Annotated in this window: 25 protein-coding genes and 1 pseudogene; 2 read left to right on the forward strand and 24 right to left on the reverse strand. The window is 32.7% G+C overall.

The window, feature by feature from the left end:
* Nucleotides 1-1279 precede the first annotated feature (1279 nt).
* Together AC3B5D_RS03980 and AC3B5D_RS03985 are read right to left on the reverse strand one after the other, a co-directional pair.
* Nucleotides 1280-1975, reverse strand: coding sequence for a DUF4811 domain-containing protein (locus tag AC3B5D_RS03980; protein WP_489878292.1), 696 nt, complete (start codon nt 1973-1975; stop codon nt 1280-1282).
* Between the two features lie 2 nt (nt 1976-1977).
* Complete coding sequence (locus tag AC3B5D_RS03985) at nt 1978-3390, reverse strand: DHA2 family efflux MFS transporter permease subunit (RefSeq protein WP_489839392.1); 1413 nt, start codon at nt 3388-3390, stop codon at nt 1978-1980.
* A gap of 125 nt (nt 3391-3515) precedes the next feature.
* On the opposite strand from AC3B5D_RS03985, the gene AC3B5D_RS03990 reads away from it, so the two are divergent.
* Entirely contained in the window at nt 3516-4130 is a 615-nt protein-coding gene (locus AC3B5D_RS03990; RefSeq protein ID WP_489839391.1) for a TetR/AcrR family transcriptional regulator, read from the forward strand.
* Between the two features lie 959 nt (nt 4131-5089).
* On the opposite strand, the gene AC3B5D_RS03995 is transcribed toward AC3B5D_RS03990, so the two are convergent.
* The 22 genes and pseudogenes from AC3B5D_RS03995 to AC3B5D_RS04100 form a co-directional block, all read right to left on the reverse strand.
* Nucleotides 5090-6049, reverse strand: a complete 960-nt coding sequence (locus AC3B5D_RS03995; protein ID WP_489839390.1) for a S41 family peptidase — start codon at nt 6047-6049, stop codon at nt 5090-5092.
* A 399-nt stretch (nt 6050-6448) separates the two neighbouring features.
* The gene (locus AC3B5D_RS04000; protein ID WP_489839388.1) at nt 6449-7783 is read right to left on the reverse strand and encodes an ISL3 family transposase; all 1335 of its coding nucleotides are present in this window, start codon (nt 7781-7783) and stop codon (nt 6449-6451) included.
* A gap of 640 nt (nt 7784-8423) precedes the next feature.
* Nucleotides 8424-9085, reverse strand: a pseudogene (locus AC3B5D_RS04005) (SAP domain-containing protein).
* Nucleotides 9086-9894: 809 nt separating this feature from the next.
* Nucleotides 9895-11172, reverse strand: coding sequence for a KxYKxGKxW signal peptide domain-containing protein (locus tag AC3B5D_RS04010; RefSeq protein WP_489839387.1), 1278 nt, complete (start codon nt 11170-11172; stop codon nt 9895-9897).
* Nucleotides 11173-11348: 176 nt separating this feature from the next.
* Nucleotides 11349-12785 (reverse strand): MobP2 family relaxase, encoded by a 1437-nt coding sequence (gene mobP2, locus AC3B5D_RS04015; RefSeq protein ID WP_489839386.1) that lies wholly within the window; start codon nt 12783-12785, stop codon nt 11349-11351.
* 1 nt (nt 12786) lies between these two features.
* Complete coding sequence (locus AC3B5D_RS04020) at nt 12787-13131, reverse strand: hypothetical protein (RefSeq protein WP_489839385.1); 345 nt, start codon at nt 13129-13131, stop codon at nt 12787-12789.
* A complete protein-coding gene (locus AC3B5D_RS04025; protein ID WP_489839384.1) occupies nt 13124-13807 on the reverse strand; it encodes a hypothetical protein in 684 nt (227 codons plus the stop codon). Before AC3B5D_RS04025 ends, AC3B5D_RS04020 begins: the two co-directional genes overlap by 8 nt.
* Before the next feature lie 25 nt (nt 13808-13832).
* On the reverse strand, nt 13833-14144 hold the full coding sequence (locus tag AC3B5D_RS04030) for a hypothetical protein (RefSeq protein ID WP_489839383.1): 312 nt from the start codon (nt 14142-14144) through the stop codon (nt 13833-13835).
* A 12-nt stretch (nt 14145-14156) separates the two neighbouring features.
* Entirely contained in the window at nt 14157-14942 is a 786-nt protein-coding gene (locus AC3B5D_RS04035) for a DNA/RNA non-specific endonuclease (protein WP_489839382.1), read from the reverse strand.
* Nucleotides 14929-15252: a hypothetical protein gene (locus tag AC3B5D_RS04040; protein WP_489839381.1), complete on the reverse strand. Its 324-nt coding sequence runs from the start codon at nt 15250-15252 to the stop codon at nt 14929-14931. The genes AC3B5D_RS04035 and AC3B5D_RS04040 overlap by 14 nt, the downstream gene beginning before the upstream one ends.
* A 331-nt stretch (nt 15253-15583) precedes the next feature.
* Nucleotides 15584-16591: a hypothetical protein gene (locus AC3B5D_RS04045; RefSeq protein ID WP_489839380.1), complete on the reverse strand. Its 1008-nt coding sequence runs from the start codon at nt 16589-16591 to the stop codon at nt 15584-15586.
* A gap of 15 nt (nt 16592-16606) precedes the next feature.
* Nucleotides 16607-17044, reverse strand: a complete 438-nt coding sequence (locus AC3B5D_RS04050) for a single-stranded DNA-binding protein (RefSeq protein ID WP_489839379.1) — start codon at nt 17042-17044, stop codon at nt 16607-16609.
* Nucleotides 17045-17169: 125 nt separating this feature from the next.
* Nucleotides 17170-17508 (reverse strand): hypothetical protein, encoded by a 339-nt coding sequence (locus AC3B5D_RS04055; protein ID WP_489839378.1) that lies wholly within the window; start codon nt 17506-17508, stop codon nt 17170-17172.
* A 13-nt stretch (nt 17509-17521) separates the two neighbouring features.
* Nucleotides 17522-17749, reverse strand: coding sequence for a hypothetical protein (locus tag AC3B5D_RS04060; protein WP_489839377.1), 228 nt, complete (start codon nt 17747-17749; stop codon nt 17522-17524).
* A gap of 60 nt (nt 17750-17809) precedes the next feature.
* Nucleotides 17810-18082, reverse strand: coding sequence for a hypothetical protein (locus AC3B5D_RS04065; RefSeq protein WP_489839376.1), 273 nt, complete (start codon nt 18080-18082; stop codon nt 17810-17812).
* Nucleotides 18083-18874: 792 nt separating this feature from the next.
* Entirely contained in the window at nt 18875-19120 is a 246-nt protein-coding gene (locus AC3B5D_RS04070; RefSeq protein ID WP_489839375.1) for a helix-turn-helix domain-containing protein, read from the reverse strand.
* A gap of 466 nt (nt 19121-19586) precedes the next feature.
* Nucleotides 19587-20879, reverse strand: a complete 1293-nt coding sequence (locus AC3B5D_RS04075) for an MFS transporter (protein WP_489839374.1) — start codon at nt 20877-20879, stop codon at nt 19587-19589.
* Between the two features lie 2 nt (nt 20880-20881).
* A complete protein-coding gene (locus AC3B5D_RS04080; protein ID WP_489839373.1) occupies nt 20882-21430 on the reverse strand; it encodes a TetR/AcrR family transcriptional regulator in 549 nt (182 codons plus the stop codon).
* 445 nt (nt 21431-21875) lie between these two features.
* The gene (locus AC3B5D_RS04085) at nt 21876-22748 is read right to left on the reverse strand and encodes a DUF975 family protein (RefSeq protein ID WP_489839372.1); all 873 of its coding nucleotides are present in this window, start codon (nt 22746-22748) and stop codon (nt 21876-21878) included.
* Between the two features lie 192 nt (nt 22749-22940).
* Nucleotides 22941-24122, reverse strand: a complete 1182-nt coding sequence (locus AC3B5D_RS04090) for a hypothetical protein (RefSeq protein ID WP_489839371.1) — start codon at nt 24120-24122, stop codon at nt 22941-22943.
* Nucleotides 24123-24498: 376 nt separating this feature from the next.
* Nucleotides 24499-25497 (reverse strand): DUF5067 domain-containing protein, encoded by a 999-nt coding sequence (locus AC3B5D_RS04095; RefSeq protein ID WP_489839370.1) that lies wholly within the window; start codon nt 25495-25497, stop codon nt 24499-24501.
* A gap of 40 nt (nt 25498-25537) precedes the next feature.
* On the reverse strand, nt 25538-26197 hold the full coding sequence (locus AC3B5D_RS04100; protein WP_489839369.1) for a hypothetical protein: 660 nt from the start codon (nt 26195-26197) through the stop codon (nt 25538-25540).
* Between the two features lie 132 nt (nt 26198-26329).
* Between AC3B5D_RS04100 and AC3B5D_RS04105 the strand changes: the two genes are divergently transcribed.
* A complete protein-coding gene (locus AC3B5D_RS04105) occupies nt 26330-26779 on the forward strand; it encodes a PH domain-containing protein (RefSeq protein ID WP_489839368.1) in 450 nt (149 codons plus the stop codon).
* Nucleotides 26780-26962: the final 183 nt, after the last annotated feature.

The raw sequence follows: 26962 nt of genomic DNA on the forward strand, positions 1-26962 counted from the left end.
ACTAATAAATGATTAACATCTTCTTGATCCATTAAATTAATTGGGTATATTGATAGTTACGAAGCTTTCGAAAAATGGTGTCGTTTAAAAGTTTGTTTCGTCTTTCAAAAGTAGTTTTCAACAGTATTTTAATTGCCGAGAGGCTCGTGATTCTGCATCATAGTTTTCATTGTTTGGATACGGAATGTATAGTTATTAGTGCACGGTAAACTTCTGTTACAATATCAAATCTATCTGCGATGATTTGGTAATGTGTAAACAAGTCATGAATCATACTGAAGTAGATAATGAAAACAGTAAAAAGTCGCCTTGTGCTTATCACATCACAGTATGCGGCGAAATATTATATAGGCTTGGTCAATATGTTCTAACTAATATATTCACTTAATTCCATAGCGGCTGCTTGTTTAACATTATTCATGATATGATCACCTGATTTAATATCAGAATTTTTAGCTATTGCTATCACATGACATTGTAGGCAGATATATTTTTATTTAGCAGACTAGTTGGAACTAGTCTGTTTTTTGTTCTTGTCATAAATTATATAAAAAACAAAGAAAAAGGGACTGATAGCTAATCTGACAGATTAGCTATCAGTCCCAAATATTGTAGAACCGTAATTATCAAAACTTATGGAGTTTATTATGCTTTACAAAAATTTAAATTGAATACGTTGATATACGACTAGGGGTTCAGCAATTATCTTTAGCCGTAGACTAGTATTAAAAAATTTGTATCGATTTATACTAAAATAGCATTAATAATAAAACAAATAATATAGATTATATGTATTTAAATATATATAAGCAATTAAACGGTGTGTCAATAATAGAGCTTCACTTTCTAGATTACTAATAAGAAATATTTATCTGTATTTTTTATTTATTGTTATATATAAAAAACAGACTAGCTTCAACCCAGTCTGTTTCATATAATTCCTTTAAATAAAAGGGAAGCTCAATGCGGATAAGCACCATATTAATATTTTATTAGAATTAAGGGTAAGCACATTGTATTTGATAAACACTATTCTAAAACATAATTGCCATTGTAAAAAAGATATGCACCACAAGGTTTAGCAGCCAGAATTATCTTACGATAACTACTAAATCTACCTACTATAATTATTTACTGAATATAGTCGAGAAAACCTCTAAAACTTTCGAAGACATTGTTTCATGTGCCCATCAACATCTTTTATTAAATGTATATTCAAAACAAAAATTACTAAGCTTAAAATCTTAATTTTGTCTTTATATTTAGAACCGATTTATTTTCACTTTTCAGATTCATAATTTTTTAAAAGTAAACCAACTTTTTGTGTTAATACTTTTTTTTGAATGTTTTTAAGTTTCTGTGGTTCCTGAAGTAAGTTTGGATTTTTATTTATTTCTTTCTGAAGGCCTACCTTAACATCAACAGTTAACTCATTTTGGAATTGTTCAGATCTTAATCTTCCCATGACTGACTTTATCTTTTTTTCATTTAAAAGATACCAATTATTACCAATGTCATAACTAATAACTTGCCTTTCTATTTGGTTTTGATTGGTAATACCCGCAAATAAAATGCTAACTAATTTATTTGTATATTTATATCGATAATTATTGGTTATAAGCCTATTTTCCTTCGTATTTGTTTTATTAACAATGACCTTTTTATCTTTGTTCATAATAATATTATTTTTTAAGTTAATTTTATTTTTGGTAATAAAAATATGATATATTTTTCGCCCCTCATTAACTTTTTTTATAACCATAATATGATTACCATGGATACTAGTAATTGGCGCTATTTGCGAAACAACCATATTATTCTTCAATTTAGTAGCATAATGGTACTGCGAATCTAACAACAAACTAACTTGAACTATAACTAGTAAGACGATGCCAATACTTCCTAAAACGTTATAATGTTTATAAAAACTAATTATGACTGCAAAAAATAAAATAATCATTAGCAGAATTAACATTATTATCCCTTCTTTCCAAGATGATTACTTAAGAACATTGCTGGAATAACCCCTAAAAATGTGCCGATACTTGTCCAAATGAAAGCAGTTTGATAGGCATTATTTAATGCCGTATTTGTTGCAATATTATTGCCAACAATACTTTGAATTACACCCGCTAAAACAGCTGTTGCAACAGATCCACCAATATTTTGGGCCATACGTGTGACAACCGTTGCTTGCGGAACCAAGTTCTCAACTAATCCGGTATAGGCATCTGACATAATTGGAATTGTAATGCCACTTCGTGTAAGTCCCATTAGAAATAGGATAAATAATACTAACCATTCAGCAGTGTCGGCTGTAAAAAACACAAAGGGCAGTGTGAACATTGCCGATCCAATTAATGAGATAATGACGACCCATTTAGCGCCATACTTATCAGTTAATATACCAACTAATGTCCGCGTAACGAGCATACCTAATCCTTGTGCCACTAAGTAAATTCCCGCCCAAATAACACTTAGATGCCGAATATTTTGCAAATAAAGAGGTAAAATAAACATAACACCATTAACTGTTAAACCAGATAAAAAAAGTAATGCGGTTGAAGCTGAAAAATTAGTATTGCGGAAAAGGTCTAAAGAAATAAGAGCTTTATACGGCCGTTTAATCGCATATATAATATAAATAACTAAACTATCAATTCCTAAGAATACTGGCAATAAAACAGATAATTTACCAAAAATATTATCAGTACTATAGTTTGTAATTCCAATCACAATACCTGCAAAAGTTCCAGTAATAAAGATAAAACCAAGCAGATCGAATTTTTCACCTTTTGACATCGGACTAAACTTAGGTAAAATTAAGATAACCGCTATTAATGCAATTAGTACTAACGGTATGTTAATATAAAATAGCCAATGCCAATCCAGATATTTAATTAAAAAGCCACCGATTGTTGGCCCTAAGATTGGTGCAAAAACAATTGGTAACCCAATAAGAGACATTAATCTACCGAGATTTTGTCCGTTTGCGGCTCTAATACCTAATGCACTCATACTAGTTACAATAATTCCTGCTCCTGCACCTTGAATAATTCTACCAATTATTAACGCTGGTACAGATTCAGCAATACCAGAAACTAACGATCCAATCATAAAGGTGATTAATGATACTTCTTGAAGTAAGCGACCAGAAACCTGATCTAATAACCAGCCAGCCAATGGTACAGTTAATCCCAGTGCTAGTACATAGGCCGTAGTTATCCATTGCATTACATTGACTGTCGAATTTAAATCTCGCATAATTGTATTGATACCAACATTTGTCATAGTTGTGTCCAACATTGGTACAATTGCTCCTAAAACAAGCACTGTTCCAATTTTAACGGTTGAAGGATAGTCTTTTTCTGTAATTACTGAGGTTTTCATTGTTTCATCCTTTCTATAAGGTACTTAAAGTACCTTAACAATAATACTACTCCTATTATCAATGTCAACTTCAATTTTCGAGATTAAAATTTAAATTACAAAAAATACATGGGAGGCCCTATTATATGGAAAAACCACATCGTCGACGAGGACAAGAACTAGAAAATGCAATATTAAATGCAACATGGAAAATGCTTCTTGAAAAAGATTATGCTAATATAACTATGGATGACATTTCAAAAGCTGCTCACACTAACAAAAATACAATTTATCGTAGATGGAAAACTAAATTAGATGTGATAGGAGCAACGCTAGAAAAAAATGTAGTAATTAAAAAATTAACATTACCAAATACTGGTAGTTTACGAGAAGACCTTATTGAGCTCTTAGCAACAGGCATACCAGTAGTCGACTTAATAGGCATTAAAAATATTAAGGAAATTGCACGTGATAGGCTAATTGCTATTCGGCATATAAAGCCCTTTTCACCTGAAAGAGCAACTGAAAAAGCCAAAGAATTGTCAACCAACAATTTTACTATACAATACATTATAGGTATATTGAATCAAGCGTATGACCGTGGTGAGCTATCATCTAACCCACAAACGTTTGAAATCACCATCTTAAATTTACCTATTCTACTTGTACTAGCATATATAATTAGTGAGAATAACTATAATACACAAACAGTTAATTTTTTGGTAGATAATATTTTGTTGCCTGTGTTCACTGCCCAATAAGTATGACTTCTTTGCTTAAAAAAATTGAACATTCTTATCCTCTGACTTATTTAAATATCTTACATAACAGTATTTTTATTCAAACATTAATATTCAATACAACAGAGTGTTAAATTATTACATCAAACTGTTGTAATATCAAAGTATATAGTTAATGAATGATATAGTTAGGATCGTATTAAGCAAATTATCCATATGATTATGGTAACTCATCTAACTACTTTTTTAGAACAAATTTGCAATTATTCTATTATCAACATAAAAACGCTAGTTTTATGAATCTTTTTATGAATTTACTCACTAAAAAAAGCGAATCTGATAAAAAATGTTCTACAATCTTGATATACTTATCCATGTTAGAGGTCCTTTCAAAGAAATTTTGTGAAACAAACTAGTGGGTGGGTGGTTGTTTGTTTTTTGGTGCTTATAAATGAATTATACAAAAACAACAAAAAAAGCACTAATGACTAATCTGTCAGATTAGCTATCAGTACCAAATATTATAGAACCGTATTTTGTAAGGTGGTATACATTGAGACAGATTCAATTTGTACTTCTTTTGAAAACATAGTAAAAACACCGTAAGTTTTGGAAATTACTCCAATTTACGGTGTTCAGTTCAGGCTTTTTTAGTGCGCTCTTTTTTAAGTGAACAATAACTTTGACTGCTTGTAGGAAATAATTCTGTTATCAGTACTATTTAAAAGCTATTGTAGATGATGGCATAAAATAATTAAAAAACCACTAGCTATGCAAACCTAAGATAGCTAATTTTTCTGACTGAATTTAATCAATACTACAATTCAAGTTACTAACACCTAAAAAATTAGAAAGTGATAGGCTAAAAGTAATTTCGTACGCAAATGTTAGAATCAAGAATAGATAAACGGTTTCTACTGAAAAGTTACATTTTTATTTTTTGCTGTTGCTCATTAAAGAAATTTAACTATATAATTTTTTTAATGAGCTAATATCCATTTGTAGGCTTGAATAACTGGATTGCTGCTTTGGACATCTGGCTTAATTTTGTCATTGAACAGTACCTGACCGTTATTTATTCTTATTTTACCAACAGTTATATTTATCTGGGCACCATTATACATAGTGTCAGTATCATTGACACTAGTATACCCGGCAGTTTCAGTACCAAAACTTTTAACATTTGTATTAGTTTGTAACGCTAAAGCCGTTAATTCACCTGAGCTAGCAGTTCCCTGATTTAGAATTACTGCAACAGGTATATCTTTAAATTTTTTTATCTTGCCCAAGTCCACTTTTGTTCCCATGTTCTCAACGACACTTCCCTTGAGAGTCACTTTTGTATGGTCGCCCGTTGAAGTAATTATCTCGAATAATTTACCACTTGGAATAACTGGAGAGATTCCCGCTAACATGGGGCCAATATCACCACCACCGTTATTACTAAGATCAATAATTATTCCGTTGTACTTTTGTATAATCAACCTATGATAAATAGTTGTCGCATATTTTTTTGCTTGTGCCGATGAACCAATAAAATCTGGCAAATGAACGTATAAAATATTATTTTTAACCTTAAAAGTTGGAGCTTTATAATGTATAATTTCTTTTTTAATTTCTTGGAGCGTTGATATAGAAGAATGTTTACCACCCTTAATTTTTAAAGCTTGATTCAGCAGAGGATACATGTCTTTATATGTGCTTTTCTTTGATATCTCACTGCTAAGCATTTTTAATCTAGTTTTCTGATTACGATTTGTTGTATGAATACCTTTAGAAGTTATTTTATTAAAAGCGAACATTGCATCTCTTTCGGGAGTTGGTGGAACAAGATAGAAACCAAAACTTGGGCCATATTGATATACTACGTATATTCCTCCAGAAACAAATAGTAACAATGCAACTACAAATGAAACAATGAACTTTCTATGTTTTTTCACGAAACTTTCCTCTCATTTTAAATGATATAAAATATAACGGTTTAATTTTATCATACACAAAGGTGCTCCAAAAAAAAATTATAATTATCATTTAGAAAAAAATGAAAAAACAGAACCATACGTTGGTGCCATATCAACTTTAATACGTTTTGTACAGATATTTCTAGACCAATCAGCACCGTTCCCAAGATATTGATATTTACTTTTACTGAAACCCCATTGTGCGCCAGAATGCCAGCAACAAATGATGTACATTGTCCTGATGGATAGCCACCATTACCACTATTAAAGCCAGCAATTTCGGCGCTTTTAACAGCACTCAAGTTAGTATCGCCAGAATTTCTGGTTATTGGTCAAATTGTACTGATAGCAGAATTATTTAATTAAATAGCTTAAACATTAAGCAGCTGAATTTTTCATAAATTTAGTTGCTTTTTGTCTGTAGCTTTGCGAATAAAAACTATCTTTGAAGGCAATTAATATGCGCAAACGAAACATTTTAAAGTTTCGAAAACCATAGGCAGTCCGTTTAATGGCTTTAATTTTGTTATTAGCCCCTTCAACGGGACCGTTTGAGAACGGGTAAATAAAACTGTTTTTAATTTCTGGTAGGTGCTTACGCAAGGTCCGTTGGGCCTTTTTCATAGTTTCTGGCAAATGTTGGAAACGAGTTTCTTGCGTATTTGTTGTAACAGCTATTTGCAGTTGTTCAAAATCTTTATATCGTACGGCGTAAAGGATGTCTTGATAAAAATTATAAGCTGAACGTAGCTCTGGTGATAAGGTTAATAATCGATCGATGACCTCTTGATCGGTTAAATAAGCATAACGATAGTTTCGACGCTTTCGAAAATCAGTATAATTCAAAGTGGTTTCATCTTTCAAAAGCAGTTTCCAATATCGCTTTAACTGGCGATAAGCTCGTGAATCTGTACCATAGGATTTCATCGTTTGGATACGTGTTTGGTTTAATGCACGGTAAACTTGTGTGACAACATGAAATCTGTCGGCGATGATTTGAGCGTGTGGAAACAAGTCATGAATTATATTGCGATAAGGACTAAATAAATCAACGGTAATGGTTTTAACAGCAGCACGCGCTGCTGCTGAATATTGCTCAAAGTAATGGCGAAGACTATGATCGCCACGTTCACGCATGATATCTAATACGCGGTAGGTTGTACTGTCCATTAAAATCATGCTCATACCACTATTTTCCGCAAAGTTACCAGACTTAAAATCATCAAAAGCAATATGCTGAGGTAGATAATGAAAACTTGTTTTGTTGTAAGTAAAGAGTCCTTGCGCTTGACGCATCACAGTGTGTGATGAAATGTTATAGGCTTGGGCGATATGTTTTTGGCTAACATTTTCACTTAACTCCATGGCAGCTGCTTGTTTAACATTCGTCATGATATGATCACCTGATTTAATATCAGAAAATTCAGCTAGTGCTGTTCGATGACATTGTGGGCAGATGTATTTTTGTTTGCGAATCGCTAGCTGATTAAATATATTGGCAGCACGAGAGGCGATATGTTGGACGAATTTCATGCCATTCTTATTCATTAAACAAGCACAATGTGGACAATAATTATCATAAGATAATTTCAAATGCCAAATTTGTTGTCGAACGCCATTTTTTAAGACCGTGGTCATCACCTCCGAGGCTTGATCATCTAATTCAATACGTGTGTCTTTAATTCCGAGTAAAATCTTGATATACTTATCCATGTTAGAGGTCCTTTCAAAGGGATTTTGTGAGACAGACTAGTGGCTGCTGGTCTGTTTTTTTGTGTTTATAAATGAATTATACAAAAACAACAAAAAAAGCACTAATGACTAATCTGTCAGATTAGCTATCAGTACCAAATATTGTAGAACCGAATTTCTAGGTGTAGTATCCCTAGATAATACTAAATTACTACCCAAGGCTTGTCTATTAAACTAAACAGGTTCATCGATAAACAAACATAAGAACTTCTAATTGCACTAACTGTGAGTGAACGGCTACCAAAAGTGAAATAAGGCCCATTTTGCAATGTTTGGTTAGCAAGTTTGTTACCTTTTGCATCGGCTGCAACAAGCGAACCAGCGAAAATCTGTTGTTAATAACATTTCCTTGACAACTTTTATTTTTTTAAGCACATATTGTTTAATTGTTATATTATATTTTCTTTAAATTTATTATTTAAATACCACTCTGAATACTCAAAATAACAACTTAAACCTCTTAAACTCAACTTATATGTAATATGCTCTAAAATATAAGTTCGCATTTTTTCGGCTAATGATGAATTATTGTTTTTAAATTTCTTATATGCAATTTTATTCGTAGCTACTTTAAAAATATGTTCAAATTTTCTTATACATGTTATTCATAGTAGCTACCCTCTTTTTTTAAAAATAGTTTTATTTCATCATAGTGTTGATTAATCAAATCCGAATTATATTTCTTTTCTTGATCACTATTTTTGACGTGTTGCCATAATATAGATGCAACTTTCATAGAAGTATTAAACTTATTGGATAATGGATCTTTCCTAAAATCTTTCACAAAATTGTTCCATTGGTACGTGTTTTCTTCGTTATTTTTTGATAAATCTATAAAACTTTTGTTTTCATAAGCATCTATCAAATCTTTAACAGTTGCTTTTTTATCATTCAATTGTTCAATTTCTCGCATTTTAATTCCCATTGGTTTAGTAAATGAAAATTTTTGAACTTCGTAATATTGGCAAAAGAAATTTCTCGCTTCACTGTTTAAACTAAAACCTGAATCTAAAATTGGAGTCGATAGTGAAATTCTGTTTGAAGAAATTTTTTTTTGGTATTTCACTTTCTTTTTCTGATAGGTTTGATTTGTTTAATAGATGTTCCATCTAGAAAACTAACTATATATTTTGTTAATTCATATTTTGTTCCGTAAGATGGTAATTTATATGTTCTACAAATTTCCTGTAATTCTGTTTTATACCAATAATATTTTTGAAATTCATCGGAATTCATATGTTTATTAAATCTGGGCCTTTTCATTTTTAACTCCTTTTTAAATTTATAATTTTATTTCTATGCTAATTTTGTTTGTTGCTTTCTAAACACATTTTTACTCCTTTACAGCTATTTTCTCAAATATTATACTTTTTCAACTAAATAATATTCTATTGATTTAAAATGGATTTCAAAAACTTTTTACTCTACGCAATTTCAAAAAAATGATTATTCGTTAAATCCATTTGTGTTGACGAGATAGGCAACATTGAAACGTACCCTTCCCCGTTTTGATTCTTTAAGTAAATTACCAAATTACCCACTTCTTTGAAGTAATGAACGTTCCACCTAATAGATTTAGTAGTGGTTATGACTTTCACTAATAACCGAGTGTGTAGTAACCCATTGAAAGTTATAACGAATGAAAAAACAAGTTCATTTTCACTCATGGCTTGTCAATTTTGCATAACACGTTAAAGAATTGCGTTAAACCATCCAAATTTTTATCGTTCGAATCTTTAAATTATCAGTTAAAATGTAAGCACCAGAATGAAGAATTTTTCCTTCGTTCTGGTGCTTTTTCATTGTAAACTATAAATACTATTCAATTAGATATTAGTAAAACCTTTCAATAAATAAAGTTTGAAAGAATTAGAGAGCTTTTTACTAATACCCAACTGTACAATGGCTTTGCCACTATTACAGTCATCTAACTTAACATTTTGAACTTTTGTATCACCTAGTTAATTGCAAATACTGGTGTACCATTATCCCAATCATCTGGATCTTTCGATAATCTACTTAAGACGCTATCAACACTGTACCAACCGTTATAGTAATATTTATTATAAGGATCAAATATTTCTTGTATTACCCTGGTTATAGCCAGATGCTACAACTGCGTGACCAATGCCAACATTAACAAAGAAAATAATTGGTGTGCCTTGCGCCAAAGCATTTTTAACATCAGCTGGTGTTGACAACGATTGTACTGAATGCCCGTAGGCGTTAACCATTGTTTTTAAGTCTAATCCTGTCTCACCATAGGCAGCGTGAAATCGTGATACAGTATTTCCAACTTGACGAGGTGTTGTGTCAATTCCATAAACTCCTTTCAGAATCATAGCGACACTTGTGGGCACGCAACCAGTCGCACCAAATGAACCACCACTTAACCAAGTATTAGCCCAACGTTGGTCTAATTGTGAATAATAAAAAGGAGTACTTTGAGGCATTGGTCGTTCATAGAAAGTGCCGTTTGTCCCAAAATTATATTTAACACCGTTGATTGTAACAATTCCTTGAACAGCACGACCATCGTTACCAACGTAATACTTGTAGCCCCATGCACTTTCCCATTTGTTATCCTGTCGAATACCATCATCAAACCAGTAATATGTCCCCATATAATACCTAAAGCCAGTGTAAGTTTGTCCGTTTTCATACCACTTCCAACCTGATCCATCATTTAAATAGCCGGTCTTATTTTGAAGAGGCTCTATGTCAGTCACCTTACTTACTTGGTTTACAGATTTATCATTTGTTGCATTATTATTAGGTTTTATTTCTTCATTAGTAGTAGTTTCAGTCACATTTTCGTTTTCACTAATATTGTCTTGTCCTGTATTTGATGCTGAACTTTCACTGACCGCATTCACTGCACTATCACTAACATTATTTACTTGTGAAGCATCTGTTGTTGAACTTTCATCAATATTACCTTTTTGATCTGTATCGTCATTAGAATTTTCGTTGGTCTCTGCCTTGCTTGCATTATCGGTCATACTGCCACTATTAGTAGTGTTTACTTTATCTGAATTGACTGATAATGCTATTACATTATTAGCATTCGTTTGGCCGATTGATTGATCATCCTTCTCCACTGTTTGAGTCGGATTATTTTCTGTAACACTCGACTCTTTTAATGCTTGATCGGCATTTTTAGCATTATTTTGATAAACCTCAGTTTGTGTAAAAGTTTCGTTTGACTTTATATTTGAGTCGGCAAAAACTTGTGGATTAAAAACCGTAAATGCCGTAGCCATTCCGATTACTGAAATAGCACTATAAACCCATTTTTTACCAACTTTATACATCTTATAATGTTTCTTTTCAATTGAATTTCCCATCATACTACTCCTCATAATTCAAATAATGATTAACTCATATTTCAGCCACGCACGTATGTTTAATGATTTAATATTTATACTATTGATTATAGACTATATCTTCAATCTAATTCCTGCAGCCTTTTTAAGATTTGTTTAAAACTTGAAAATAATTAATTGCTGTTAAATTTTATTTCCCATTAAATATGACGTGATAGCGATTCATCACTCACCGTTAATGTCATTGTTTCATTCATCTCTTGCATCATTTGCCGTACTTGACGGATTTCTTGCTGACTTTGTTTCGTCATGTGTCTTGCCATACGGTTTAATTTATTGAGATTTTGTGCCGTTGGTTGCATGGTTTTAACTTTAGATGACTTTTGGGTCACCCCAACCCCGTGTTGATGTCGTATTTTTTCAAAGTTTCCTTGTTGCCTCTTTTGATAACGCGATCCTGTTTCATCCTCGGTTGGCGCCTTAAATGTTTCATTGAATTGCCGATAAATGCCATTTGCGAGTTCTTTACGTAAACGCTGGTCTTGCGTTTCTGACCATTTAACTTGGCCTTTATGCTGCTGACCATGTGTTTCGGTCATCATGCCATCCATCTTTTGGGCTTCAGCTTTGAAGGATTGGTACTCATCCTTTAATTCATGAGTCAATAACTGATCAATTAATTGATTCATTTGTCGATTAGCTGGCGCCATGCGACTGGTATCGTCATTGACTAATGAGGTTGTATTTCCAACTCGCCAACGTCCTCTTAAGTCACTAGGCAGCACCTCAAAAATTTTCTGTAAGTCCGCCGTGTATTTATGGGTTAAATCTAACGTTTCAAGTGAGCCGTTTTTAATTTGTTTGCGGTATTCCCCAACAGCTTCATACACATTTGCCCGCCTAATTTTGGTGGCATCTGATTCTAATTCATAACGGAACTGACTTTCAGCTTGACGTTTAGCTTTAAAGTTAAGTACGCCTAACGGATCGCCACTTTTGTGCATCATTTCAGGACGTGTTTCTTTGGATTCTTTGGTAAACCAAAGATGCATATTGAGATGATCAGTATCTTGGTGGATAACCCCGAACCAAACGACATCATCGGGTCCTTCACCGAGTGGTGCAGGAAACCCATTGGCAAATAACTCCGTTACCATATGTTGTTCCGCCCGCTTTAATTTATCTTGATCCAATTGTTTCGTTTCAGGATCATACAAACCATTATCAACTAACCAGTCACCCCGCATCGAAAAAGCCATCTCATGTAAGATATTGCCGTTATCTTGTGCCATATTCAAGCGTTGATCTAACGTCATCATTTCTTCTTCAGTCATGTTTAATGTCTCACTATTAAACAATGGTTGCGTGTCACCTGTCGCTGAAAACCTTGGACCATAACCAAAACTTTGTTCATCAACTTGTCTTAAATTATTTTCTTCATCCGTTATGTCGGTGAGGGCATAGTTGTTTTCATCGGTTACTTTACTCCCTTTTGCCGCATAAGTTCGGACTAAATTGCCAAATTTTTTACCAGCTTTAGTAGCTGATGAAGCCGTGGTAAAATGTGTCGGCAATAACACTGCCCCAGCTTTCTTTTCACCCAAAGTGAAATTTGCAAACCCACCTGTTTTAGCCATACTAGACTTCCCCGATTCGTTTAATATACAAGTTAAAAGTATCTATTACTTCTGCCAGCGAAGCAAAATCTTGTTTGGGATAACGGCTTATTGCATGATTAACGACACTATGTGTTGTTAGACGTAAAATTCTAGCACAGGCACTTGGGCCTAAATGAAATTGTGTCTGCAAACAATGCGTTAGTTGAGCAATCCAATAGCTGCGTTGCGCAAATTGCGGCTGGTTTTCAAAGACAAATTCAGCTTGATAATCTACTAAGTTAGGCTCACCAGGTGCGAGCCAATCTTGTTCATGAAGACGAGCTAATGCTCGTGTCAAATCAAATTGCTGTGGTGTGTTAATCATAATCAAAAGCAACTCCTTCCGTTGGCTGACGTTTTCTAAGTCCTGCTTTATCCGCCTGCCGATTTTCTTGAAATTTTTGAAAACTCTTCGCAAAATCACTCGTACTGTCTAATTCCGAATGAAGCTGCTGAAACTTTTCTTGACTTAATTTTCGGGCGGGTCCAAATTCAGTGGTGTTTTCCAAATACATCATTGCTGCTATAAAACCTGTCATATTTTTAAGATCTGTTATTTTAGTCTCCAATTGAAAATTAATATCCGCAAGGATGGGATCAGGATCATTTAATGTTGCCAGTCGTTCATTAATGATGTTAAAATCCAAAGTCGTGTTTTTGGGATTTAGTACGATTGTTTTAACAAAAAATTCCAAGGCAAATCGATATAAACCAGCATCACTATCTTTTTTAATGCCAGCTTCTGGATGGCGATCGCTCCAATTTTTTAAGGCGTCACGATACCATGATTCAGATTGACTAATGCGAATGGCAACTTGTTGTCTCTTATCAAGTATTGGTTCATGATTTAAAATTTGACTGACTACTTCAATTCCTAGTACTTCATCAGCTAATTGAGGTTCATTATTTAATGGATTATTCCGAAATTGCTTTTCTAAATACTTTCGGCGGTTAGTATTTTGTTGTTGTAATTGCTTACGAAATTCAGTTAACGGCGTCATATCGTTTCCCCTTTAAGTTTCCCCTTTAAAATAGTAAAATTGATTCAGCTTTTTCAAAATCATGCTGTCTATATTTATCAATAGCGACTTTGATTTTTTTATGTCGAGTTGCTTTAATTTCCGTCTTAATAGTCATAAAAGAATATTCTGGAATTAATAACTCACCTTGCTCCGTTAATACCACATATTCAGGCACATAAGCATTATGTACATCAGATTTAATCCCTATAATTTTCCCAACTAATGCTGGATGAGACTGATAATATTTTAAATACTCTGTGGCAACTAATTGGACGTCTTCATTAATTTTGTATTGAGGTTTAATTACTAATTTCATAGATGACATCTCCTAATTCTGTATTGCGGAACCGGTATAATAATTAATCAACCAACCTGGTTGGGCATTAAAAATATAAACATTAAATTGTAAATCATGACGCCCAACAGACTCAGCTTCCATTTGAATGCCCCGTGGTACGCGTTCAATATTGCGATAAATTGGGGTGACCCGATAACGAACCTCATGTTCAGGTGATTGTCTTAAATAGTGGGCGACTTCATTTTCATAAGTTTCCATTGACGGTTGATCATCAGTTTGATGATTGGCATTTAATGCGACTGTTCCTGTGATTAAATTACGGACATTATTATTTTCTCCGGTTAACTGATAACCAATGAGATGTGACCGATTATAAAGATACGTTTGTTGCCCATTGATATTATTGGTAAATTGATAGACACGGTAACCAGGTGTTTTAACAGTTAGTTTTTTTCTGTCAGTCCGCGGCATCGCGGTTTGGTTCAACATCGCATTCGCAACTCGTGGGCGACCTAACCAATCCCGATAAGAAAGTTTTTGCCAAAATTTTGGTTTCTGGTTTAAATCTTCATCTGTAAAATTAGGTTGATTATGATTAATAACTTTGACTTGTTGGTCATGATAATTTAACGCAGCTAATCTTTGTTCGAGTGATTTATCAACTTTATTTTTTACTACGGGCGCAGCCTGTGATTGCCCAGCCGTGTCAAAAAATTTTTCAAAAATGACACCACGTTTGTAAATTACAGTCAGTCCTAAAATTATCGCTAGTAAGATTGCCAACTTCATGATGACCTGTTGTTTATGGCTTTTCATGTTGCTCAGCTCCTAACATTTTCAGTAACTCATTTTGTTTGCGAACACTGGCAATCAGTGCCGTCATATCAGCAGCCATATTAGCATTCGATTGCGTCGTGACTTGGGTTAATTTATTAAGTTGTTTCGTCACATCTTGCAAGGGTTCTGTCAAAATTATTTCCGCTTTGCCACGTTCAATATTTTTTGCAAAATTTGCGATTAACAAAATCATTAAGTCATTACGTGACATGTTATTACGGCGAGCTTCTTCATCCAAAATTTGTAAATGATGTTCCGAAATATGTCGAATAGTAAATGTTTTTTTCAAAATAATCACCTCACTTTTGACAAACATTTTTTAAAAGCGTCAAAAATCTGTCAATTTATAGTTATTAAGAAATTGATAAGACCTATTTTTAACAGGTTAAGGGGAAATGATACCACGGGGTGGTATAACCCCGCTGTGCGGGCATTTCAAGTGATACCAACAGATTCCAATTGTTTAGTCTTTGTTTAGCGGGTTGTTTAGCGCTTGTTTAGTGGGTTGCTTAGCCTTTGTTTAGCATGTTGTTTAGCGTTTGCTAAACATGAAAAATATAAAATTGTGTCCTCTCTTTATTAAATTTCAAAAATTTTTTAACCAACGTCAGCCACAATATCTAGTATGGTTTAGGCACACCTAGCTCGCCATTTTCTTGTTTCAAATATAATTTATGAAGTGCTTTAATTTTGTTATCAGCACTCGTGATATCGCTCTTTGCTTCAACAATATTTGATTGCGCACTCATGATTGCACCCTTATTAGATTCAATTAATGAATTGGCTTGGGCCAGCTCATCATTGATCATATCTCCCATTTGTTGTTGGGTAATTCGAATGTTTTCATTTTTATCAGAAATTGCCTTTTGCCACTTATCGATTGCTTTTTTATTCGCCGCAATGAGGCCTTTTTGTGTTTGAATATTAGTTTTTGTTTGTGCCAAAACTAACGTTTTTTGTGTGGCAACTTGTAGTTGATCATCCCGTTTTAACTGATCGTCGTTATTAATCACTAAAGTCGCTTTATCATCGGTTACTTTCATTTTTTGACTACTTGAACTAGCACTTGTAACGGCTTCAATGTTAGTATCATCTAAAGTTTTATCCGCAACTTTTATTCTTACATCTTGAAAGCCAGGACGTAAGTTGGTAAATTGAATCACCATTGTTTGCACCGATGTTGGTATGATGTTAGCTTTAGATTGTCCTTTGCGAATGTAGCGATCACCAGCAAATGATAACTTAAATCGTTTCAAATTAACGTCTGAAACGAGCGTGTCATTGGTGCCACTAAATTTTAAATTGACCAGCATTGTCCCCGTCTTTTTGTTAAAAACACGACGTGTTATTTGCACATTTTTACCTTGTGTTCCAAACGATTGGGGCGTATTTAATTTCGTACTAACTGTCCCACTTGGTCGTGGTGCAAATGCTGAATAAAGCACAATTGACAGCGTAATGCCGATTAAACTTAGGAGTCGAATGACAACATGTCGACGATGCCGATCATAATAATCATATCGGCGATTATCTAGATAAACTCGCCACCGATACCAGAGATTATCAAAAAAATTGGCACTCTTTTTGAGATGCGGTTTCTGTGAATATTTAATTTTAACCTTTTGCATGTGCAATTAATCCTCCTATGCCCAATTAAAATGACTAGGAATTAAATCCGCCAATGTTTGCATTTCATCAGTAGAAATGGGTTCATCAGGTGCCGTCCGTGCCGTTCCTTTATCTTGTGATTGCTGAACGTTGGTATCTGACATTGGTGCCCAAGGCATAAAACTTTCAATCACATGATTGATTCGATATTTAGTTTCGCCTGTTGCCGTTTGATAATGCTCACTTTGCAAATTAAACTTAACTTCTAACGGCATACCTTTCTGATTAGCATACTGATAAAGTCGTTCAGCCGTCTTACCAAATGCCACATAATAAATAAAATCAGTCGGGGCTTTTTGTGTTGTTGATTGCTTCACAGCCAATCCAATTCTGACCATCGCAATTTGTTTTTGACCAACATGTTGTAATGCGAAAGGCTTAATTAAACGACCAATATGTGTATTTGTTTGCATAATTTTTCTCCATTTTTCTCGTCATCAATTGTCGATTAATAAATGAATAATCGTTAACTGATGATATCTTTTCTAACAGCTTAAAGCTGATTGCAAAACTATATTTATCTCGTTTTCATAAACAACTATTCATTAAAAGAATGCTGTAACTGCTGAGCTATACCCATCAACTTTTGCTGCATAGCCTGTTCTAATGTCACCCCTAAGGGGTCAGCACGAATGAACTGATTATGATATTTCTTCTCGACATAATGACGACTAATTCTTTTTTTAACGACCCAATATTGATTTAAAACTGACTTAACTAATGTCCCACATGCCACTTCATTATGGCTGGCTAAAGCCACAATCTGTGTTCGCTTTTTGATACCACTCTCATCAATTAAACTAGCTAAATAAAATCGTTCTGGCACAATTAGTACTGTATCGGAAGAAAATAAATTTAATTCAAGTTGAATGTTCATTTAGTAATCCTTTCTAATAGTCCTTTGGTCGAGTAAATAAGCGAAATGGTTTACCCGAATGCAGCATTTTTTGTTGCACAACAAATAATTCTTTGGCTGTCATTCGATAAATCCATAATGCCTGATTAGCGACTTTTTTTTGACCAGGCATTGATAAAATTTGTTTATTTAAATCCGCTAAGGAATCTGCCACAAATAAAATATTCGTTCTAGAAAAATCCACGGCAACATATTTATGCATAAACTATTTCCTTTCAAATAATTAGGCGCTACTCTACTTTTTGAATCGTAATGAACTTATTTAATGCGCCACCTGTTGTTTGCATTTGTACAAAACATTTTGAAATTCTGTTTTGGGCATGCGACAAATCCAGAAATGATGACCTGCTAATTTACCTTTATCATGTAGTGATAATAAATATTTTGAAGCTTCACTTTTTAAATCAAATGATTGAATAATGTTGCTAAAATTTTCATCAACAATTAAGTATTTACAATCACCAACATAGGTCACCTGTGGTGTCCCAACAAAAGTTTGTAGCTCATTTAAAATCAAGTTTCTTTCTTTTCCCATTAGGATCCTCCTTTCTAAAACAAAACTAATTAATCTTAAAAATAATTATTCACTGGTTTTCCCCGACACTTGCGCATGTGATCACTCAACGCGAAGCGTTAGTTAGGAGAGTTCGCCCTTAAAGCGAGCCTCCCAACAAAACACTAACCTCGATCAGAGCAAATCAAAATCACTGTTTTGTCGTCCAATTTAGTAAATTGGCACACATTTAAAGCCAGTACTGCCCAGCTACAATCACAATATCATTTCGAGTTACGGTCGAATTATGAACTAAGCACCAAAAAATATTATGAATTGCCGTGTGACGCCATTTCCAGTACGTCCACCCTGACCTTTTAACGCATTTGTCTAGTTGTCACCACCAGTGAGTAACTACTGCTCACATTACTTCAAACGGTCGCTAATTCGTTCTCAGATACACTTTTGACGACGTGAAGGCTGTATGAACCCCAAGCTGATCAAACCGCATTACAACGTCGCATTAGTAACCGCATAGACCAAATTATTGACACAAAAAAACGCATTTCATGTCTCCAACTAACAGAAAATGAAATACGTCTAATACCAATAAGTTATTACTTCACAAATTTTAAAAAAAGTGATAATATAATAGTACATTTAAGTTGTGTCTAAAAAAGAGCGCACTTAAACAAACTTCTTATTTACCATTTTTTAAGAAGAGATAACTTACTTTTAGACTTATAACAATTCATCTATTAGTAAGGTTTGTGTATTTAAAAGATCAATGTATGGTTACACCAAAATTCGTGCAAGAATTTTCGGTTGGTGTTTTCATTCATTGGTCTTTTTTGATGTTTTATCCCAGTAAAAATAGTCATAAATTTTCCCTGGTGATGAATGAAATACAACAGCTACTTTCTCTAAGGCTTTAATTTGTGGTTTAACACCACTTTCTAACCGAGTAATAGTTGTTTTAGAAAGACCAGTTATATGATTAGCATCCGCTAATGAATAACTATGCCTTTTTCGCCAATAACTAAAAGCATCGGCCAAATTATCAAAGTCTTTATAATCCAAAATAGTAGACTTCCTTTCCTAAAATGGAACATTCAAGATAAAAAAATACCCGACCAATGTCGGCAATAAGTATCATAATTTTTCAAAAAAACACAATGTAATATTTACGAAATCATTGTAATAATTAAAATATATTGCCGCCAAAAGTGCCTTTAAATCAACACTTACAGCGTTCTTTATAGTTAATAATAAATGTCACAAAACTTAATTGTTAGAAGTAAATGCTTAAAAGCATGTATCAGCAAAACCTAGTTAATAGTCAAACATCGGTGGCAGATAACCGAGCCACATCAACTAGTGAGACGTTACTAAATGAATTTTTATCTTATAATTATCAAGCTTTTTCAGTTTTATTTACCAATTTTAGTAAAAAAGAGAAAGAATAATTTATTAATTAAATTTAATTGCAAGGCTGGGATAAATGGCAAATATGTTGCTAAATAAGTACTACATGTAACTCGTTTTTTTATTTTTCCATAAATTTATCATCGAGCTTAATGTGCTTTATTAAAATTGGTAATAAAATTAAAGTATAGACAAACATACCGACCCCATTAATAATAAACACGTATCCACCATTTATATTATTTTGAAAAAAGAACGTATAGAATAAAGTACCTAATGGCATAACAGATGTGTTAGCAGTGGTTAACAGAGCCATGACTCGGCCAAGGAGATTAGTTGGAACCGTTTTTTGGAGTCGAACTTGCACTGTAACGTTTAACGTTGCTAAGGTCATACCAATGAAGATCATGATTAAAGTACCACCAATTATTAAAATATCTAGGTTAACCTTTCTTATCAAGAGGCTGCCTAAAAAAATAAACTCAATGCCAAAAAGTAATAACGGAATTAAAAGTTTTTGTGTAAACCACTTTTGCTCTGGTATAAGAAACATTAACAGACTGCCTGCTAACATTCCAACTGCTATACCTGATTGTAAATACCCAACTGGGTTATTGCCCAAACTAAGTTGATTTTTAATAATATACGGAATACCTAGATTTAAAGCAGTGAAAATAAAATTGATCACCACTGCCATAATAATGACATATTTAATTAATTTTCGTCGATTGATATATTTATAGCCAATTTTAAAATTTTTTAATGCTGGTTCTGATTTTGTGACTTTCTTTGACTGATATACATAATGAAAATGCATTGTTTGTAAAATTAAAAGTGTTATGATGGTTGCCAAAATTTCAAAATAAATAAAAGCATCAAATCCAACTATGCTATACAGTGCAACACCAATTGTTGGTGCTAAAATTTGAGAAAATGAACTGACTCCTTGCGTTAAGGAACTCAATTTTTGAATTTTATTTTGATTAACTAACTCATGTACAGAAGCTGCATAGCTGGTATTACTAAAATTAATTGAAATAGCATTAATTATCAGAAAAACACTGACAGGTATCAATTTATAAACATCCTGAAAATAATCAATCGTTAGAGCCAAAATGAACAATGCCATTAAACGACCAGCAATACTATAATTCAATATTTTTTTATGTGGGTAACGATCGGTTAAATTTCCAACAGGCACTAGAAACAATAAGCTAACGATTGGTGTAACCATCATATTAATGCCAAAACTAATTGCTAAACCTGTTTGATCTAAAAGCATTAAGCCCAATCCATAAGTAAACATATTGCCACTCAATGAACCCACAAAATTACTCGAAACATCTTTTAAAATTTGCCAATTGGATTCCCTATCGGTAATAGGGTTAGACTTGCATTGATTATCATCTTGCATAGTCATACCTCGTTCAGCAATGTTAATATCGTATTTTTTAAAAATATTTCATCAAATGAAGTTACCTTATTTTTTAATAATAGACCATAGCCCAAAATAAAAGACCATTCTCTAAAAAATATTTTTTCTGGATTTACTGTACTCTGTCGTTGGTTAATTATTTGTTTAATAATTTGTAACGTTAAATTAAATAATGGTGATGTAGCAGTCAATGTTTCAAAAGAACTGTTCGTTTCAAAAAAAAGAAAGTCCATCGTTGCCGTTTCCTGTACAGTTTTGGTCATTAAAAATTTACCTAACGCAATCAGAGCATTTTCTGGACTTTCTTGTATTATGATAGCTGATCGATTAATTTCTTGTACTAAATTAGTATTCAGCTGTTTCGAAGCTGCCGTTAATAATTGTTCTTTATTAGCAAAGTGTTTGTAAAAAGCCCCTGTTGTTAGTCCAATTTGTTTTGATAAATTTCTTAGTGATAAAGTTGCATAATTACCTGCTGCAATTTCTTGCAGCGTTAAATTAATTATTTGTTGTTTTGTTTCTTTTCCCATTGATAATACCTCACTTTCATAAAAGATAACACTGTTATCTTTTATATTCAAGTAAAAAGTATGCTTCAAAAATTTAGATCAATGCCTTAGTTACTACTTACTACATGCAGTTTCATACTCATTTACATGTAAGCTCACCAATATAGTTGTTATGAAATGATTCTAGCTCACGTTTTCCATGTAATTGTCGGATGAGTTGTGACCAAATCGGATAAAATAATTGTTAAAAAACTTTTCACGTTATTTGACATAGAACCGAAAAATCCCCTAAAGATTAACTAGAAGAAGTTATATTTCTTCCGTCGACCTTCAGGGAACTATAACAAACCATATTAAGGAGAACAATTTTGAATAATTATATCAATTTTTGCGAAAAGTCTAAAAATATATTGGCCTTTAAATTTTTATTTACTACATAATTACCTCAAAAATAAAACATAATATGTTAATCGTTATTTATTGACTTTGGCTTTAAAATAATTGGTTTAACTAACGCCGTTTCTGTATTAGTCAAGCTTTCTTGTAATGCCTGATCTTGCTGTTGAAACTCATCAAAATAACCACTAAAAGTTAAAGTCATATACGGAATAGTGTATAGGCCGGCCAAACCAAGCGTAAATATTGTTAGCAATATCCACCAGAAAAAACTCAAATTCATCACAAAAATTTCCCAACGACGCCCCGTCATTATTTTACGAGATTGAGCAATCATTTGAAAACCACTTAACGAGGAATCATTGTACCCTATATAAGGAACTAAAATATATTTATACCATTTCATTAAACTTATAATACTAAATATAAAGTATATAGCTAAGCCAATAATCATTAATCCCATGAAAGTATGGTACATCGTGTTATTGACTAAAAATCCCGTGATGACAATGATAAAACTGCCCTCAAATAATATTTGACCAATAAATATCAAGATTCCCCAGCCTAATAGAAATAGAAAGACCATCCAAAAGCTTAACCATAATCTTTTTTGCCAATATTTTGTTAAATATGTTTTAAACCAAGATTGTCCTGGTTGTGCTTTTGTCGACTCATCACGAAATTGTTTTATCGATTGGTACATTTGAACATAACTAGTATAAATAGTTAACACCCCAAAAATTAACAGTATGACTAAACTGAAAAGTAACCAAGCCATAGAATTTTTATTATCTGACCAATAAGAAAGTGCGCTACTTAAATAAAAAATAATCACTAAAGGCAGACTTAGTGCAATATTTCCCCATAGATCGCGATGTAAAACAGCCTTAGCATGCTTTTTTAATTGTTGCCGTACCATTTTTCTATCATAATTTGTACCCATAAGCTTATTTCTCCTCCCAATAGATTTAATACTTTTCCTAATTTGTAATATATGAATTAAAAAGATTTATTAGACACACTAACGGCAAAATCAAAATTGTTAAATGTTAGTATGCTTAAAAATATGTAAACTTTGAAATATTTCAAACTTATTAGTTTTTTTACATTAATAGACATAGACAAATTGATTATTTTATTTTAATTTGACACTGTTCGCAGCTAAATTATGATCAATGGTCTCAAGACTATCATTTGTATAATCCTCGCTAAGGTTGCCTGTTGTATCAGCTTTAATTCTGTCAAGATACAATTTATTACCTTGTAATGGAATTTCATTTAAGGTTACTTTTTCATAAACGTCATCTTCTGAAGTATCACTGGATTCTTTTTTATAAAGACCTACTACCCGAACTTTTAAATCATCATTTTCTGCAGCCGCATCATCATTTTCATTGATGATGGCATATTGCGGTGTATCTCTATATGATGCAGCAGTCAAATCATCATCTTGTTGTGCGTAAAGTGATACGAAAGTAGCCGTATATTTCTTATCATCAAATGAATTTTTTGTTGATGAATCTGCATCATCTTTTGCAACACGATCAGTCATTGCTTTCACTTCATCAACATTACTTATTTTTGATAAATCTTTTAATCCAGATACTGTCACTTCTAGTTTCTCTTTGCCAGTCCATTCTTTTCCTTTTCGTTTTGGAAACGCATCTTTAAAATTCAACGTTACCTTATCACCATTGGATAATTTCCCGTTATGTTTAACCGTTACTTCTTGATTATCTAATAATTGACTTGAACTATTTATTTGCACAATACCTTCACCATTATAGCCAGAAAAATTCGTTTTAATAGAATTTAATTGTTTTTTTGTAGAAATCAATTTTACTGGCTTTAGTCCTGCAACTTTATATTTTTTCGATGTTTCCTTAATGGGATTTTCCTTATCATTACCATTTGTAACTGTCGCTTTTACTATTTGACCATTTTTCAACCCACTTTCATGATCAAAACGCAATACAAGCTCTTGCCCCCAGTTAGCCACATTGACACCTTTGTCTTGCAACTTAGATGGTAATTCTTTGACATATGAAGGATCATCCAGAACTTGTTGTACTTGATACTTACTTAATCCTGAGCGCTTGGCATAAAGTGAGTTGATTTTTTTATTAATTTTTTCCGAATTATAATCAATCGTTCCTGATTTATTATAGCCTCTAAACTTAACTTCAATATCGTTAGTAAGTGACACTTGACGATGTGAATAAATTAACGTCCCCACCGTAATCGCAATCACAGCAACTACCACACTAACAATGGCAATAATTACTTTTTTGCGTTTAAAAAGATCTGATACTTTCATATTACTCCCCCCACTACCGACAAATAACAATAAAAATTGACACAATACCTTATTAATAACTATTTTTTAAGGTATTTTTAATATATCATGCTATCCAGGTTCTTAACAAATATCTCGAACTGAAAATATTAACTGTTTCTTTTCTTTTATATATAAACTTTAACTTCACTCAAATTTTACTGTTAAAACTCTATAAAAAAGCAAGCAAATTAACCCCCGTAAGTTTTGGAAATTACGCCAACCTACGGGGTTCAGTTTTTTGTATGAAATTAAAAATTTCACGTTCTTCACAATTGAACTAATAAATTTTTCTTTACTTTCATAATTTACCATTATGCCAATATTTATCCACAAATACTGGCATATTTCGATCCTGTTATTTAACTGGAAAAAATTTTTTCCCATAGACATGATTCGTATTGCTATTTGTGAAATCAACTTCAATAGTATTATTGTTTTCTAGACCATAATAAACCGAAATGCGTGTCGTTTTCCCTGGTTGTAGTTGATCATATAATGCATCGTTTTCTTTTTCATATGGATAATTGCCGTTTTCATCCATTTTTGGACTATCAGAGACTAATTCAACACGCGAAGTTTCCGTATTTTGATATGCGTGTGTAAATGTATAAATATCTAAAGGACTTAATGCTTTTTTACTTCCATTTGTAACATCCATATGAATTAAAAGACTTTTCTTATTATCATAAATACCACTTGGAACAATTTCACTACTAATCAATTTATATGACATATTACCCGTGTTAAAAGTATTCTCTTTAAAAGACCATGGATATTTCAAACGAGCTTTAGCCGTTTTTAAGGGACCTTTAATTGCTATATTTTCTTTGGCTAATAATTTCGCTATATCTGAACCTTTACGTGCTTCCAAAAGGACAGGAATTGTTTCACTATCTAAATTATAAGCAATAACCCCTTTGGCCGTTTTACCTTTCTTGATGTTAGCTGTTGCTGAGCGATAGTATTTATTATCGGGCAAATTACCTTCTTCCAAACTAATATTTTGGGCGTTACTCTTTTCTTGATACGCTGTAAACACCGCTGACCAAGCAGTATATGGTGTAATTTTTTTACTGGTTTTGTTGGTAACACGATACCAAAAAGCAATGACAGATTTATCACCGTACTCATTACCAGGTTCACCGACAGGAATAAGCTGCCACTTTGTTATTTTAATATTTAAATCATGAAGTTTTACCAGTTTGCCCGTTGTTAAATTTTTTGCTTGTTTATGCTTTTGCGTTGCTAAAATCACATGTTTATTTGAAAAGTTATTATGTATGGTATTATCAACAGCGCTTACTAGTATAAAGGTGCCCATTACTAGTAAGCTCGTTTTTACTAATCTACTCATATTTTTCTCTCTTCTTATTTAGTAATGATGACATCATCAATTAATAAATATAAGTTGTCTTACTACTAGATGAATGAGATTGTTTCTTGTTACCCAAATCCTTTGAAATTTTATCTCGCAAAATATCTATATCAATTCCTCGTGATAATAAGTAATGTGCTGAATGTTTTGGTATATCTAATTTTTTTAATAGTTCTTTTTTTGAACGATGTTGTTGCTTATCATCCGTACTTTGGTTAAGATCTTGTTTTATTAGTTGTTTTATTTGCCCACGATTATTAACTTTATATGTCTGCTCAGCTATACTTGTTGTTTGCTTATTAAAATATTCTTCATTGGTTTCATTATAATAGAAATTAATCGTTTGTTTTTTAAAATTATACGCAAACCCTAAACGATAACCATCATCATTTTCAATATCATCAAAGTCTATTATTTTTGGCTTTCTCTCTTGCTCAATTTTTCCTGCCCCAGTACTTTGAGCAGTGACATCATAAGTAATTTTTTCATGTGCTAACTTAACTGGCTGATAATTAATTAATGCAGGTGAAGAATCATCAACAGCATTGATATTTACTGGTCTTAATAGATGATTTAAAGTAATCATTGGCTGATGGAAATAATAATATCCACCAATACCCACACTACATAAAAAAATAATTATGAAACAATTAGTTATAATAATTTTAGTTTTATCCATCTTCCCCCCTCAATTAAGTGTAAATTTTTAAATTTGTTATTGCAATTAAAAAAACTTATGCCATATTGCCAGTTGCTAACTAGATTTAAAATAGCTAATTTATGTTAAAATTAAGGTAAGGGAGGGTATATTATGAGTGAAGAATTAACTGAAGAACAACTTGCCGCTGCAAAAAAACAATTAGAAAGTAAGCGTGCAGACAGATTAAAGGATATTCAACAGCAATTGTTTAGTGTTGGGGCTACTGATTTATATCAGTCTGAAACTAGTGTTGCTGAGCTACCTGATGAATTAGCGGATGATGAAGCAATTACATATGCAACCGCAGCATTTGTTAACAACGATAATACTTTAGTCGTGATTACCACAAAGCGTGTTTTATTTGTTAACAGTGACAAAGCCAATACGATTATGGAAGTTGCTTTTGACCATATCAAAGACGTCTCATTTAAAAAAAAGTTACTGTTTGCCAATGTCCGTATTAAGACTGACACAACAGAGATTTTATTGGACAGTCTTGAAAAAAAGAATGCACCAATCTTTGTTGAAAAGCTACAAAGTAAAATGCATCCAGAAAATTAAATTTTTACCAGTTACATATCAAAAAGGTTTTAATAATTAAAATCGAAAGTCACCTAATTCGTTACACATTTGGGCTCCACAGTATTTGGTACCGATAGCTAATCTTACAGATAGTCATCGGTACCTTTTTTTGTCTATAATTTATGATAAGAAAAAAATTATCCTTCCACCACGCCTCAATCA

The sequence above is a fragment of the Weissella sp. ESL1177 genome (genome assembly GCF_058107185.1).